Genomic DNA, 13809 nt, shown 5'->3' with positions numbered 1-13809 from the left:
CGGCGGGGTCATCCCTTCACGGCGCCGTCGGTGAGACCGCTGACAGCCTTGCGTTGCAGGAAGATGAAGAGGATCAGGATGGGCAGCGCGAACAGGGACGAGGCGGCCATGGTGGCGCCCCAGTCGTCGCCGAACGCGGTCTGGAACTGCGACAGCCACAGCGGCAGGGTCTGCTTCTCGACGTCCTTGTTCAGGATCAGGACGAGCGGGAACTCGTTCCAGGCGGTGATGAACCCGAACAGCGAGGTCGCCATCAGACCGGGCGCGAGCAGCGGGAAGATCACCCGGCGGAAGGCCTGGACCCGGGTGCAGCCGTCGACCATCGCGGACTCTTCGAGCTCCTTGGGCACGGCGGCGACGTAGCCGCGCAGCGTCAGGACGGTCAGCGGGAGCACCATCATCGTGTAGAAGACGGTGAGCGGAACGAGGCTGTTCAGCATGTCGTTGTCGCGGACGATCATGTAGATGGCGATGATCATGACCTCCCAGGGGGCCATCTGCGCCAGCATGAACGTCACGATGAGACCGCGCCGGCCCTTGAACCGCAGGCGGGCCAGGGCGAAGGCCGCGAACAGGGCGATGACGAGAGAGAAGACGACCGAAAGGACCGTGACCGTCACGGAGTTGACGACCAGCGTCCAGAAGTGGTCGGCGTCGACCGCCTTCTTGAAGTGGCTGAGGGTGATGTTCGTCGGGAACCACACCGGGTTCTCGGAGATGATGTCGCCCGTCGGTTTGAAGGCCGTCGCGAACATCCAGTAGACGGGGAACACGAAGCCGGCGAACAGGACGACGGCGGTGGCGTTGGGCCACAGACGGCCGAAGAGCGAGCGCTTCACAGCTCGTCCTCCTCTTGCTTGAGCACCATGCGCAGGTAGTACGAGGTGATGACGAGCAGGGCCACGATGGTCAGGAAGGAGATCGCCGCGCCGACCCCGAAGTGCTGGTTGCCGACGCCCTCGACATAGGCGTAGATCGGCAGGGTCTCGGTGAGGCGGTCGGGTCCGCCCTCGTTCATCGCGAAGAGCTGCGTGAACGACTTGAAGACCCAGATGACCTCCAGGAAGGTCGTGGAGTACAGGAACGGCCGCAGGAAGGGCAGGGTGACCGAGGTGAAGCTCTGCCAGGCGCCGGCGCCGTCCAGGGCGGCGGCCTCGTACAGTTCCTTGGGGATCGTGGTGGTGGCGGCGTACAGGTTGATCGCCACGAAGGGGACCGACTGCCACACGATCAGCACGATGACCACGAAGAAGGTGGAGAACTGGCTGCCCAGCCAGTTGTGGTCGGCCATGGAGTGCCAGCCGAGCCTGTCCAGGACCCAGTTGACGACGCCGAAGCGCTGGGCGAACAGCCACTGGTAGACGGTGGTGGCCGCGACGTAGGGCATGGCCCAGGCGAGGACGAGGCCGATCATGAGGAGCAGCCGCATCTTCTTGCCGAGCCGGGCCAGCAGCAGGCCGATCAGGGTGCCGATCCCCATGATGAGGACGACGTTGGCGGCGGTGAAGAAGACCGAGCGCTCGACGACGTGCCAGAACTCCGGCTCACTCAGGACGCTCCGGTAGTTCTCGACGCCGTTCCACTCGGTGAGGTGCTGGATGAGCTGCCGCGGGTTGAGGTTCTGGAACGACAGCATGCCGTTCTTGACCAGGGGCCAGCCGAGCAGGACCACCGTGGCCAGCAGCGCGGGCAGGACGAGCAGGTAGGGGGCGCCGGCACCGCGGCGGGCGGGGGAGGCGGGGTCACGGTCCGCACCCCGTGGCGGCCTCGGTATCCGGGCCTTGCGGACAGTGGGCTCCCCGGCCGTGTCCGTGCCCTGGGTCTGCACTGACATGAGTTGCCATCTCTTCCATGGCCGAACCGGCCGTACGGACGACTGAGCCGGGGGCACTTAGGGCCTGTCCGGCGGATCCTGCCGGAATCGCTGCTTATGAGGCACCCTTGCCTCAAGCCGGCCTGATCCGCCGGACAGGCCCTGGCGCCCCCGGCGCGGGTCATCAGTTCTGCTGGGCCAGTCGCTTGTCGATCTCGCCCTCGACGTCCTTGGCGGCCGCCGCGGGGTCCTTGCCGTTCAGGACCGCGGTCATGTACGACTTGATCGGGTTCGGGGTGTTCTCCACCGCGGCCCACTCGGGGATCAGCGGGGTGGTGCCGCCGGCGGCAGCGGCGGGCGCGGCGGCCTCGGCGGCGCCGTTGCCCTTGAGGTTGCTCTGCAGGGCCGTCTTGTTCGGGATGACCCCGTTGAGCTTGGCCAGTTCGCCCTCGTACGGGTCGGACAGGGCGATCTTCAGGAACTCCTTGGCCAGGGACTGGTGCTTGCTGTTCTGGGCGACGGCGAGGTTGGAGCCGCCGAGGAAGACGCCCTCGGGCTTGTCGGCCGTGGCACCCGGGATGGTGAAGTAGCCGATCTGCTTCTCGATGGCCTTGTCGGTCTGGATGGCGGTGGCGGCCTCCCAGCCCATGCCGATGAAGGCGCCGGTCTTGCCCTTGGCGAAGATGGTGGCCTGCTGCGGGGTGGCCTCGTCCTTGTCCTTGGGGGCCTTGGAGTAGGAGGCGTACTTCTTGTAGATCTCCATGGCCGCGGCGACCTTGGGGTCGGCGAGGTTGGAGACGTACTTGCTGCCCTGCTTCTTCACCAGGTCGCCGCCCTGGCCGATGATCAGGCCGTCGAGGAAGTACCAGTTCTGGCCCGGCAGGTAGAGCGGCTCGGCGTCGGTCTTCTTGCCGATGGTGTCCAGGTCCTTGAGGAACTCGTCCCGGGTCTTCGGGGTGCTCGTGATGCCGGCCTTCGCCCAGATCGCCTTGTTGTAGATGACGACACGGTTGGCGAAGTACCAGGGGGCGGCGTACTGCTTGCCGTCGTAGACGGAGGACTGCGAGACCGACGGCGTCCAGTCGGCGCCGACCGCCGTCTTGACGTCGGAGAGGTCGGCGAGGCCGCCGGTGGCCGCGTAGGCCGGGGTCTGGGTGTTGCCGACCTCCAGGACGTCCGGCGGGTTGTTCTCGGAGAGGGCGGTGGTGATCTTCTGCTGGATCCCGTCCCACTTCTGGATCTCGAACTTGAGCTTGGCGCCGGTCTTCTTCTCGAAGGCGGCCTGGACGTCCTTGGACCACTGCGGGGGCGCGGAGCCGTCCATGGTCCAGACCGTGAGCGTCTGGCCCTTCCAGCTGTCCGGTCCCGCGTCCTTGGAGCTGTCCTTGCCGTTCCCGCCACACGCCGCAACGGAGACCATCATGCCCGCGATCGAGATCGCGGCAGCGAGCTTGCGCTTCACGCCACCCTCCTCAGGGATGCTGCTTACCCCCCACGCCCTCGGCGGTGACCTGCGTACGACGCTGTTGCACGTAGGGCTCGGGACCTGGCCACTAATGGTGTAGACCAGTACGGTGGAGCTTGGCCTAGACCTTTCGGGGTGTCAAGGGTGGCTCCAGAAGCCGCTGGAGGCCGTTACGAGAACGTCACCGGAGGGACTCCGTCCCCTTTTGCCGGGCTTCCCGGTTGGACTAGACCAATGCGTGACGGGTCGCTATAACGGGAGACCACTCACACAGCCGGGAAGGCAGGCATGACCCCTGACGTCAGCAGCGCGCGCGTGCCGAAGTACTACCGGATCAAGCAGCAGTTGCTCGCGATGACCGAGGCGCTGCAACCCGGTTCGGCCGTGCCCGCCGAGCGGCTGCTCGCAGTCCGGTTCGACACCTCACGGACCACGATCCGGCAGGCGCTCACCGAACTCGTGGGCGAGGGCCGCCTCGACCGGATCCAGGGCAAGGGCACCTTCGTCGCCCAGCCCAAGCTGTACCGCACGCTCCAGCTGACCTCGCACACCGAGGACATGCGCGCCCAGGGCCTCACCCCGGCCTCGCAGGTGCTGGACATCGGGGAGATACCGGCGGACGAGAAGCTCTCGGGCCTGCTCGGCATCGGGCTCGGCGAACGGGTGCTGCGCATCGAGCGGCTGCGGCTGGCCGGCGGCGAGCCGATGGCGATCGAGACGACCCATCTGTCGGCCCGCCGCTTCCCCGGCCTGCGCGGCGAGCTCACGACCCGGCCCTCGCTGTACACCGCGCTCGCCGAGGTCTACGGCGTCCATCTCGCGGAGGCCGACGAGACCATCGAGACCTCGCTGTCCACCCCGCGCGAGGCGCAGTTGCTCGGCACCGACGTGGGGCTGCCGATGCTGCTGCTGTCCCGCCACTCGCGGGACGCGGAGGGCACCCCGGTGGAGTGGGTGCGCTCGGTGTACCGGGGGTCCCGGTACAAGTTCGTGGCCGCCCTGCGCCGGCCGGGCGGCCACTGACCTGCGGGGCGGCTCAGCCGCGCCGGAACCAGGGGGTGTTCGGGCGCGAGCCGCGGACCTGCTCGTCCTGGTGGCCGAAGCCGTCGGCGATCGAGATGGTGCGGTACTGACCGCCGTCGTGCTGGACCCAGCACCAGGTCTTGCCGCCGGCCTGGTACTTGCCGAGGACGAACCCGAAGGCGTCCACCTTGGTGATGCCGTTCAAGGACGACCACTTGGACAGTTCACGGTCGTCCCGGTCGAGGCTGTCCGTGTGGTACGGCTCCTCGGCGACGGAAACGAGCCGGTAGCGCTGGCCCGCGGAGGTGGTGTGGAAGAGCCAGTACTGCGACTTGCCGTTGACGTGCTGCATGTCGGGCACCGGGAGAACCGCGTCGACATGGGTGACACGCGTGGTTCCGCCGAAGGCCGTCCGCCAGTTCGTGAGCGGCATGTCGCCGCCACTGGTACGGCTGTTGTGGCGGCTGTTGAGAGCGATCCAGATCCGCCGGTAGACCTGGGTGCCGTTCACGGTGTGGAAGAGCCAGTAGCTGCTCTCGCCGTTCAGTCTCTGCTCGTCCGGCACCGGCCAGATCGCGTCGACCCGCTCCACGCCCTGGAGCGCGGGCCAGGTGGACAGGTCCACAGGGTCGCCGAAGACGATCCCCGTGGCGTCGTCCGAGCCGGTGGTGAGCTGGTCCACGTCCTCGGCGCCGGTGCCGACGACCCGGACCTGGTTGCCGGAGAAGACCCAGTACCGGCCCTCGACGTCCATCCAGGGCAGGATCTCGTCGACCGGGCCGGGCTGGACCTTCGGCTGCGGCCGCTGTCCGTCCGCCGCAGCGTCCAGCCGGCCCTCGCCGAGTTTGCGCAGGGTGGAGAGCGAGGGGGTGAAGGCGTAGAGGGAGCCCTCGGTGTTCACGAAGGGCCGGAAGTTCAGCTTGGTGATCTTGTGTTCGCCGCCGGTCTCGGTCTCGAAGGCGACGTCACCGTTGCCGATCTTGCTCAGCACCCCGCTGATCATCGTGTCCGGGCCGGGCTTGGGGTTACGGCCCGGCGGGAAGTTGGGGGTGTTGACCCAGTTCCGCTGCATGAACTCGAACTGGTCGACCAGGTCGGCCTGGTAGCAGATGAAGACCAGGCCGCGCTCCTCGTCGGGGCCGCCGCCCGGGGAGGTGGGGTCGAACGGGGCGCCGTAGGGGATGCCGCGGCGGATGATCCGGCGGCGGTCGAGGAACTTCTGCTCGTCCACCGGTCCCTCGTCGATCAGCCCGTCGCGCGGATTGGTCTTGCGCAGATGGGAGAAGAGCGGGGTGATCACGCCGTCGGGGTCGTTCTTGTAGCTGATGACGTTGTCCGGCTTGATGCTCGGGTCGTCGAGGAGCGGGTCCCGGGTGGCGTCGGGGTGGTTGTGGACCGACGCGCCGCACCGCCAGCGGCCGACCAGGCGGGAGGCGAGCCATTCCGTCGACGTCTTCTCCCCCACCACCTTGGCGTCCTTCAGCTTCTTCAGCTCCGTGCCGACCTGCGCCCACCAGCCGGGCACGTCCTGGCCGAGCCGCCGTACCACCTGGAAGGAGCCGTTGCGCATCCACTCGGGCACGCCCTCGGGCAGGGCACTGCCGGTGGCACCGAGGACGAAGAAGTCGGCGGAGAGGAGCCGGGCGCCCGGCTCGGGCTTCTCCTCGATGCCCTCCACGTTCGGTTCGCTGACACCGTCCTTGAAGCCGAAGTGCTCCTTGCCGCGCCGGGGTTCGGGCAGCGTGGCACCGGCCTGCGTGTGGACGATCACGATGCCGGCCCGGGTGGCGGCGTCCGTCTGGCGCGTGAGCTGCCTGTCGTGGTCGTTCTTGTCGTCGGCGGCGACGGTGAGCACGGCGTGCGTGACCTGGTTCTGGGTGGCGCCGAACAGCCACTTGTCGGGCGCGTTGTTGTCGACGTCGCCCAGTGGCTTGGCACGTCGGGCGGCACCCTGGACGAAGGCGCCGACCGTGTCGATGCCGTCGTTCTCCGGCAGCAGGTCCTGTTTGCCGGTGAGGACCGTCAGTCCGGGATAGGTGAGGCTGAGGCCCAGCCAGGTGGCTTTCATGGCCGGGTCGGAGCCCATCGAGTTGCGGCGGGCCTCGCTGAACTTCTCGTTGAAGGCGTGGACCTGCTGGGTCGTCGCCAGTTGCAGGACCAGGTCCTTCAGCCAGCTCCGGGCGGCGGCCGCGTCGCCGAAGCGGAGGAAGAGCAGGGTCATGTTGTCTTTCTTGAACCCGGCGAGGATGTCGCCCTGGATCTCGGTGCTGTCGCGCAGCGCCATGGGGTCTCCCTTGGTGGTGTGGGGACGGGGACGTGCTTCGGTGGCCGGAAGTCCCCGGGCGGCCCGTGGGCGGGGCGCCCGGGAGTCCTGCGGCAGGGGACGGTTCGGGACGGTCAGGCGCTGGGGCGCAGCTGCACCCACTTGCCGATGCTGGGCACGCCTCGGTCGTCGAGGACGTAGAGCAGGTAGTAGCCGGGCGGGGCGTCCTTGGCGGACAGCGGGCTCTGCAGGTCCAGCGTGTTGCCGGCCCGCGCGTTGATCTTCAGCTCGATGCGGCGCTGGCTGGTGTCCACCGAGTGGGTGGAGGTGATGGGCGCCATCAGCACGACCTTGCGGGCCAGCCGGCCATTGGTCGTGTCGATCTGGAAGTCGGTGTCGTACCCGATCGGCCCGTCCGGCACGGTGCGCAGTCCGGGCCGGTCGCCGCCCTGGTTCAGATACGGCGGCTTGAAGATCTCGATGGAGCCGTTCATGCCGGACTTGATGTCCGGGTTGTTGGCGATCTCCTGGAGCTCGTCGCCGGTGATCATGATGCGGCCGTCGGGCAGGATGACCGCGTTGGAGTGGTAGCCGCGCGGCAGCCGTTGCTGCGGGCCGAGCTTCCAGGTGCCGTTCGCGTCACGGAGCTCGGTCTGGCGCCACTTGTCGTCGGCGGTGGGGTTGTACTCGCCGTTGCCGTAGTCGCGGATGTCGAAGGCGCCGTTGACGGTCCACAGCCGGCCGTCCGGGAAGATCAGCGTGTCGTCCATGGTGCGGCCGAAGGCGCGTGAGCTGTCGGTGGTCCAGCTGCCGTTGGAGAACCGGTACGTCTTCGGGTTGTTGCGGTCACCGCCGAGGATCAGCGCCGAGTCGGGGCCGTTGCCGGGGGTGGAGTTGGGCAGGGGCACCGCGGAGCCGTACTTGCGCCCTTCCTCGTCGGGGCGGTCGGGCAGCTTCTGGCTGGTCTCGGTGGCCGGGTCGAAGACGTACTGCTGGTTGTAGTCGCGCCCGAAGCCGTAGATCCTGCCGTCCCGCAGGGAGAACAGCTGCGGGTAGTCGGTGGCGTAGTCGGCCTTGATCTGCCACTTGTCGAGCTGCTGGTTGTCCGGGACGCTCGATTTGTCGAACGACACGGCGGTGTTCTTCGCCGGGAAGCGCTCGATGGTCTTGGAGAGCTTGCCCCAGCCGACGTCGCCGTGGCCGGAGGTGATGAACTGCCGGCCGTCCGCGCCGGTGACGACCGAGGGGTACCAGCGGCCCTCGGCCATGTCCTGCTGCCGGTGCCAGGTCTCGGTCCAGGGGTCGAAGACGAAGGCGAGGTGGGCGCCGGTGCCGTGGTTGCCGCCGAGGTTGCCGCCGAAGATGCCGACCATGCCGTTGGGCAGGTAGGCGTGTCCGGCGCAGAAGATCGGGGCGGGGCGCGGTTCGTTCAGGCCGTCGTCCATGTCCACCGTCGGCGGCGGTACGGCCTTGAAGGTGCCGGTGCCCGTGTCGTCGTCGGGCGCGGGCGGGGTCCAGACGTAGGCGCGGCCCGCGTTCTGACGGCCGATGACCTGGGTGGGCGCGGTCTCCTTGTTCGGGTTGTCCTCGACGGCCTCGAAGGAGAACAGCAGCACCTTGCCGGTGGGCAGCAGGGCGACGTGGTCGCCGTAGTCCGGGCTCTTGATGTACTGCTTGAACTCGCCCGACTGGGCGGCCGAGAACGCCGCGTTCGCCTCGGCCTGCGAGTCGGTGTGCTCCTTCAGGCTACGGGTGCGGATCGGCTGCGGATAACCGGCGTCGACGGCGCGCAGGCCGATGCGGTCGCGGGCCAGCTGCTCGGCACGGGGCCGGCCGAGGGCCTTGACCTCCTCGGGGCGGATCTCCTTCGCGATCTGCTCGCGGGTGATGCGGACGCCGCCCGGATGGGGGTCGAAGCCGTGCCGGGCGGACGGGGTCGAGCCGAGTGCGGCGGGGGCGGTGACGGACAGGACGACCACGGCGCAGCCGGCTGCGAACGTCCATCTCCGGCTGCGGGGGATCCCTCTGCGGGACATGGGGCTCCTCGGGGGAACACGGGACGCCGTGCGGGCACGGAGCAGCACAGGACGACCACGTAGAGTGACGGAACAGGCGCAGTTAATCACACACGGTAGCGATCGCGATCGATCTGCTCGAAAGATTGACCGTTTTACCCCGATGAGTGGTAACGCTGCGTGTCCGTCGGAGGAGGGCCGGACCGGCGGGCTCCAATGAGCGAGCCAGTCCCCCTTCCCGAGAACGTCCCGAGGAGCCATCAGCATGACCGCCACCCGTGTCCGTGTCCCCCTCGCCGCGGCGGGAGCCCTCGCCCTGCTCGGCTGCGCCGTCGCACCGGCCACCGCGCTCGCCGACCCGCCACAGCCGCCGCGCGAGATCACCGGCCAGCTCATCCCCGGCGGTGCCGACGGCACCCGCCACGAGGTGCTCTGCCCGCCACAGCAGCACGCCTACGGCGGCGGCTACGCCCTGAGCGCCCGCACAGGCACCCGGCTGTCCGAGGACTCCCCCGCCGACGTGTGGGAGAACCGGCCGAACGACAACGCCAGCGGCTGGATCGTCACCGTGCGCAAGACCACGTGGTTGCAGCAGCCGCAGATGCCGCAGAAGCCGAAGCCGCAGCATGAACAGCACGAGCAGCACGAGCAGCACCGCCCGGACGGCGGCAGCGAGGAGCGGCACGACGCCGGTCCGGCCGATCTGACCCTCTACGTCACGTGCAGCGACGAGTCGCCGATGCACGGCATGTGACACCTCCCCGGCCGCGCCGGACGGGAGCGGCGGGCCCGGTCACGCCGCGGGCGGCCCGCTCCCCCGCGGGCCGCCCGTCGCATCGCCGGCGCTCACCGGTTCACGAGCGCGATGTCCAGGTCGTCGATCGCGTGGAAGACGGGCATGAGGGCGATGCCCGCGGGCCGCATCTCCAGGAGCGTGGCCTGCACATGGGCGGCACCGGCCTTGAGGGTCTCCAGGGAGACCTTGCCGGAGTTCTGCCAGCGGTGCTCGGCGCCGTCGCACCGGGCGGCGCTGCCGCCGATGCCGTGCTTGACGCGCGGGTCGCTCTGGCTGACCGAGGAGCTGACGAGCACCGGCCCGGTGCCGGAAACGCAGCGGTAGGTGCCGGAGAGCGTGACGGTGCCGTCGGCCGCGATCGAGCCGGTGGAGTCGACGGTGACGGTCTCGGCGGGGTCGGCGCCGGCCGGGACCGCGGCGGCGCACAGCAGGGCGGCGGCGCCGAGGGCCGCGGCGAGGGCGGGACGGACGGGCATGGGGTACCTCCCGGTTTCATGGGGTCGAGGTTCCTGGGGCAGAGGGATCCACTGGATACCGGGCGGCCGCACCGAGCGGCGTGACCGTCACTCCAACGGTGGCGCGTCATGGGACCGTCCGGGAGTTGTCCGGGTGTTGTCACGCTTCACGGCGAGCGGTTCCGGCGCGTTCACGACGGGCGCATGGTCTATGCATGACGGGCGGCGGGCGATTCCGCCGGCCCCCTCACACTTCGCTGTGGAGGTGCGCCATGTGCTCCTGCCGGTCCTCGCGTCCCGCGTCCGACCCCACCCTGCGCCACCCGGTGGCCGCCCGTCCCGAACAGGGCTGGACCCTGCTGTGCGACGGCTCGATCGTCTTCGACGACACCGGCGAACTGCACCCGGACGGCAGCGTGGTCCCGCCGCACCGGGTACCGGCGGACCGTCTCGCGGCGGCGGTCTGATCCGCGTACGGCGCGGCCCCGGCTCCGCGCCCGCCCACCGGCGCGGTTCGGCCCGCGGCGGCGGCCCGGCGCAGGCCGGCCGCGGTCACGGCAGTACGGCGAACCCGTCCAGCTCCACCATCGCCCGCTCGTCCCACAGCCGTACGACCTCCACGACGGCCATCGCCGGATAGTGCCGGCCCGCCAGGTCCCGCCAGATGCGGCCCAGACGGCCGGCGTGGGCACGGTACGCGGCGACGTCCGTGGCGTAGACCGTGACCCGGGCGAGGTCGGCGGGGGTGCCGCCGGCCGCGCGCAGGGCGGTCAGAAGATTGCCGAGCGCCTGCTCGAACTGCTCGGGCAGCGTGTCGCCGGTGACCTTGCCGTCGGTGTCGAGGGCGGTCTGGCCCGCGAGGAACACCACACGGGAGCCGGCGGCGACCACGGCGTGCGAGAAACCCGTGGGCGGAGACAGCTCGGGCGGGTTGACGCGCTCGGTGCTCACCGGACCTCCCGGTCGTCGGCGGTGGTGTACAACTCCTTGGCGATGATGCCCCGTTGGACCTCGCTCGCGCCCTCGTAGACCCGGGGTGCGCGCACCTCGCGGTAGAGGTGTTCGAGGAGGTGGCCGCGGCGCAGGGCGCGGGCGCCGTGCAGCTGGACGGCGGTGTCGACGACGTACTGCGCGGTCTCGGTGGCGAGCAGCTTGGCCATCGCGGCCCGTCCGGGGACGCCGGGCGCGCCCTGGTCGTACGCCGTGGCCGCCGCGTACACCATCAGCCGGGCCGCCTCCGTGCGCAGCGCCATCTCGGCCACCTGGTGGGCGACCGCCTGAAGGTCCATCAGCCGGCCCTGGAAGGCCTCGCGCCGGCGGGTGTGCCGGACCGTCGCGTCGAGCGCGGCCTGGGCCATGCCGACGGCGAACGCGCCGACGCTGGGCCGGAAGAGGTTGAGGGTGCCCATGGCGACGGCGAAGCCGCGGTCCACCGCGCCGAGGACGTCGGCGGCGGTGACGGGTACGGCGTCGAAGGCGAGGGCGCCGATGGGGTGCGGGGAGAGCATCTCCAGGGCGCTGCCGGTGAGTCCGGGCCGGTCGGCCGGGACCAGGAACGCGGTCACGCCCCGGGCTCCGGCGCCCGGGGTGGTGCGGGCGAAGACGGTGTAGAAGTCGGCCTCGGGGGCGTTGGAGATCCAGCACTTCTCGCCGGTCAGCCGCCAGCCGCCGGCGCCGTCGGACGCGGCCGCGAGGGACAGCGCGGCCGCGTCCGAACCGGCCCCGGGCTCGCTCAGCGCGAACGCGGCGACCGCGCTGCCGTCGGCGACCCGGGGCAGCCAGCGCGCGCGCTGGGCCGGGCTGCCGTGGGCGTGCACCGGATGGGCGCCGAGGCCCTGGAGGGCGAGGGCGGTCTCGGCCTCGGTACAGGCCTGGGCGAGGGACTCGCGCATCAGGCACAGATCGAGCGCGCCGGAGGTGAACAGCCGCTCCAGCAGCCCGAGTCGGCCGAGTTCGGTGAGGAGCGGCCGGTTGACGTGGCCCGGCTCGCCCTTGTCGGCGAGGGGGCGCAGCCGCTGCCCGGCCAGCGCGCGCAGCTCGGCGCACCAGGCGGTCTGTTCCGGTTCGAGCGAGAATGCGGGCACGCCGTCCTCCCTCCGGGACGGACCGTCACGGCCCGTCCCGTCGCCGTGCGGGAGGGGCCGCGACGACCCGTCCCGCCTTCTTCCCGGGCCGGGCCGCCATGGCCCACCCGTCGTGCTTCCGGAGCGGCCGCCACGGCCGGTCCCGTCGCTCTTCGGACCACCCGGCCCGTACTCCGTCTCCCCCGACGTTATCGCGTGCGGTTGACTGCCGTCACCAAGACGATACGCTCGATGCGCGAGCCCACCGGAAAGCCCGTACGTACCCGTGGCACGGCAAGGGGGCGAACCGCCATGCATGTCTCGGCCCACGTCGACACCTTCGCGCGCGACCATCTGCCCCCGCCGGACGAGTGGCCCGAGCTGCGCTTCGACCTGCCGGAGCTGCGCTACCCCGACCGGCTGAACTGCGCCGCCGAACTCCTGGACCACACCGACCCGGACCACCCGGTCTTCCACACCCCGGCGGGCCCCAGCTGGACGTACGGCGAGCTGCGCGCGCGCGTCGACCGGATCGCGCACGTGCTCACCGGCGACCTCGGCGTGGTCCCCGGCAACCGGGTGCTGCTGCGCGGCCCCACCACGCCCTGGCTCGCCGCCTGCTGGCTGGCCGTGCTGAAGGCGGGCGCCGTCGCGGTCACCGTGCTGGACCGGCAGCGCCCGCACGAGCTGGCGACCATGTGCGAGATCGCCCTGGTGCGGCACGCGCTGTGCGACATCCGGTCGGTGGACGACCTGGCGAAGGCCGACATACCCGGGCTGCGGATCACGACGTACGGCGGTGACGGCCCCGACGACCTCCTGCGCCGTCCCGTACCCGGCACGCCCTTCCCGGCGGTGGACACCGCTGCCGACGACGTCGCCCTGATCGCGTTCACCTCCGGGACCACGGGTCGCCCGAAAGGGTGCATGCACTTCCACCGGGACGTGCTCGCCATAGCCGACACCTTCTCCCGGCATGTGCTGCGCCCCCACGCCGACGACGTGTTCGCCGGCAGTCCCCCGCTCGGCTTCACCTTCGGCCTCGGCGGGCTGGTGGTCTTCCCGATGCGGGCCGGTGCCAGCAGCCTCCTGCTGGAGCAGGCCGGCCCCAGGCACCTGCTGCCCGCGCTCGCCGGACACCGGGTCTCGGTGCTGTTCACCGCCCCGACCGCCTACCGCGCCATGCTGGACGAGCTGGACGGCCACGACATCTCATCTCTGCGGCGCTGCGTGTCGGCCGGCGAGAACCTGCCCGCGGCCACCTGGCGGGCCTGGCACGAGCGCACCGGCCTCAGGCTCATCAACGGCATCGGCGCGACCGAGCTGCTGCACATCTTCGTCTCCGCCGCCGACGAGGACATCAGACCCGGGACCACGGGGGTGCCGGTGCCGGGCTGGCAGGCGCGGGTGCAGGACGCGGACGGGCGCCCGGTGCCCGACGGCGAGCCCGGTCTGCTGGCCGTGCGCGGCCCGGTGGGCTGCCGTTATCTGGCCGACCCGCGCCAGCGGGTGTACGTGCGCGGCGGCTGGAACGTCACCGGCGACACCTATGTCCGCGAGCCCGACGGCTACTTCCGCTATGTGGCCCGCGCCGACGACATGATCATCTCCGCCGGGTACAACATCGCCGGGCCGGAGGTGGAGGACGCGCTCCTGCGCCATCCGGACGTGCTGGAGACGGCGGTCGTGGGCCGCCCGGACGAGACACGCGGACAGGTCGCCGTGGCCTACACGGTGCTGCGCCCGGGGGCACCGCGCGACGCGGAGGCCCTGCGCCGGTTCCTGCTGGCCGAACTGGCGCCCTACAAATGCCCGCGCGCATTCGTCTTCCTGGACGCGCTGCCCCGCACGGCCACCGGCAAGCTCCAGCGGTTCCGGCTGCGCACCGATGGTGACCAGCAGTGATGACGACGACC

Annotated in this window: 12 protein-coding genes; 4 read left to right on the top strand and 8 right to left on the bottom strand. The window is 70.6% G+C overall.

What is annotated here, in order from left to right; all coding sequences use genetic code 11:
- Positions 1–8 precede the first annotated feature (8 nt).
- From LE548_RS05710 to LE548_RS05700, 3 genes are all read right to left on the bottom strand, one after another.
- A complete protein-coding gene (locus LE548_RS05710) occupies positions 9–839 on the bottom strand; it encodes a carbohydrate ABC transporter permease (protein ID WP_225095531.1) in 831 nt (276 codons plus the stop codon).
- The gene (locus LE548_RS05705) at positions 836–1834 is read right to left on the bottom strand and encodes a carbohydrate ABC transporter permease (protein WP_225095530.1); all 999 of its coding nucleotides are present in this window, start codon (positions 1832–1834) and stop codon (positions 836–838) included. The genes LE548_RS05710 and LE548_RS05705 overlap by 4 nt, the downstream gene beginning before the upstream one ends.
- A gap of 163 nt (positions 1835–1997) precedes the next feature.
- The gene (locus LE548_RS05700; protein ID WP_225095529.1) at positions 1998–3275 is read right to left on the bottom strand and encodes an extracellular solute-binding protein; all 1278 of its coding nucleotides are present in this window, start codon (positions 3273–3275) and stop codon (positions 1998–2000) included.
- A gap of 291 nt (positions 3276–3566) precedes the next feature.
- On the opposite strand from LE548_RS05700, the gene LE548_RS05695 reads away from it, so the two are divergent.
- Complete coding sequence (locus LE548_RS05695) at positions 3567–4301, top strand: GntR family transcriptional regulator (protein WP_225095528.1); 735 nt, start codon at positions 3567–3569, stop codon at positions 4299–4301.
- A gap of 13 nt (positions 4302–4314) precedes the next feature.
- Here the strand turns inward: LE548_RS05695 and LE548_RS05690 are convergent, their stop codons facing one another.
- Both LE548_RS05690 and LE548_RS05685 read right to left on the bottom strand, forming a co-directional pair.
- Positions 4315–6585, bottom strand: coding sequence for a Dyp-type peroxidase (locus LE548_RS05690; protein WP_225095527.1), 2271 nt, complete (start codon positions 6583–6585; stop codon positions 4315–4317).
- A gap of 113 nt (positions 6586–6698) precedes the next feature.
- Positions 6699–8600, bottom strand: coding sequence for a galactose oxidase early set domain-containing protein (locus tag LE548_RS05685; protein ID WP_225095526.1), 1902 nt, complete (start codon positions 8598–8600; stop codon positions 6699–6701).
- A 244-nt stretch (positions 8601–8844) separates the two neighbouring features.
- On the opposite strand from LE548_RS05685, the gene LE548_RS05680 reads away from it, so the two are divergent.
- Complete coding sequence (locus tag LE548_RS05680; protein ID WP_225095525.1) at positions 8845–9333, top strand: hypothetical protein; 489 nt, start codon at positions 8845–8847, stop codon at positions 9331–9333.
- Positions 9334–9425: 92 nt separating this feature from the next.
- Here LE548_RS05680 and LE548_RS05675 read toward each other — a convergent pair whose 3' ends face one another.
- Positions 9426–9851, bottom strand: coding sequence for a DUF6299 family protein (locus LE548_RS05675; RefSeq protein WP_225095524.1), 426 nt, complete (start codon positions 9849–9851; stop codon positions 9426–9428).
- Between the two features lie 251 nt (positions 9852–10102).
- On the opposite strand from LE548_RS05675, the gene LE548_RS05670 reads away from it, so the two are divergent.
- Positions 10103–10297: a DUF5999 family protein gene (locus LE548_RS05670; protein WP_225095523.1), complete on the top strand. Its 195-nt coding sequence runs from the start codon at positions 10103–10105 to the stop codon at positions 10295–10297.
- 85 nt (positions 10298–10382) lie between these two features.
- Here the strand turns inward: LE548_RS05670 and LE548_RS05665 are convergent, their stop codons facing one another.
- Both LE548_RS05665 and LE548_RS05660 read right to left on the bottom strand, forming a co-directional pair.
- Complete coding sequence (locus LE548_RS05665) at positions 10383–10781, bottom strand: RidA family protein (RefSeq protein WP_225095522.1); 399 nt, start codon at positions 10779–10781, stop codon at positions 10383–10385.
- A complete protein-coding gene (locus LE548_RS05660; protein WP_225095521.1) occupies positions 10778–11914 on the bottom strand; it encodes an acyl-CoA dehydrogenase family protein in 1137 nt (378 codons plus the stop codon). The genes LE548_RS05665 and LE548_RS05660 overlap by 4 nt, the downstream gene beginning before the upstream one ends.
- A 291-nt stretch (positions 11915–12205) precedes the next feature.
- Between LE548_RS05660 and LE548_RS05655 the strand changes: the two genes are divergently transcribed.
- The gene (locus LE548_RS05655) at positions 12206–13798 is read left to right on the top strand and encodes an AMP-binding protein (RefSeq protein ID WP_225095520.1); all 1593 of its coding nucleotides are present in this window, start codon (positions 12206–12208) and stop codon (positions 13796–13798) included.
- The last annotated feature ends 11 nt before the right edge of the window (positions 13799–13809 follow it).

The organism is Streptomyces sp. CoH27, from assembly GCF_020181035.1.
GTDB classification, from domain to species: domain Bacteria; phylum Actinomycetota; class Actinomycetes; order Streptomycetales; family Streptomycetaceae; genus Streptomyces; species Streptomyces camelliae.
This window is presented reverse-complemented; position numbering and strand designations above follow the sequence as displayed.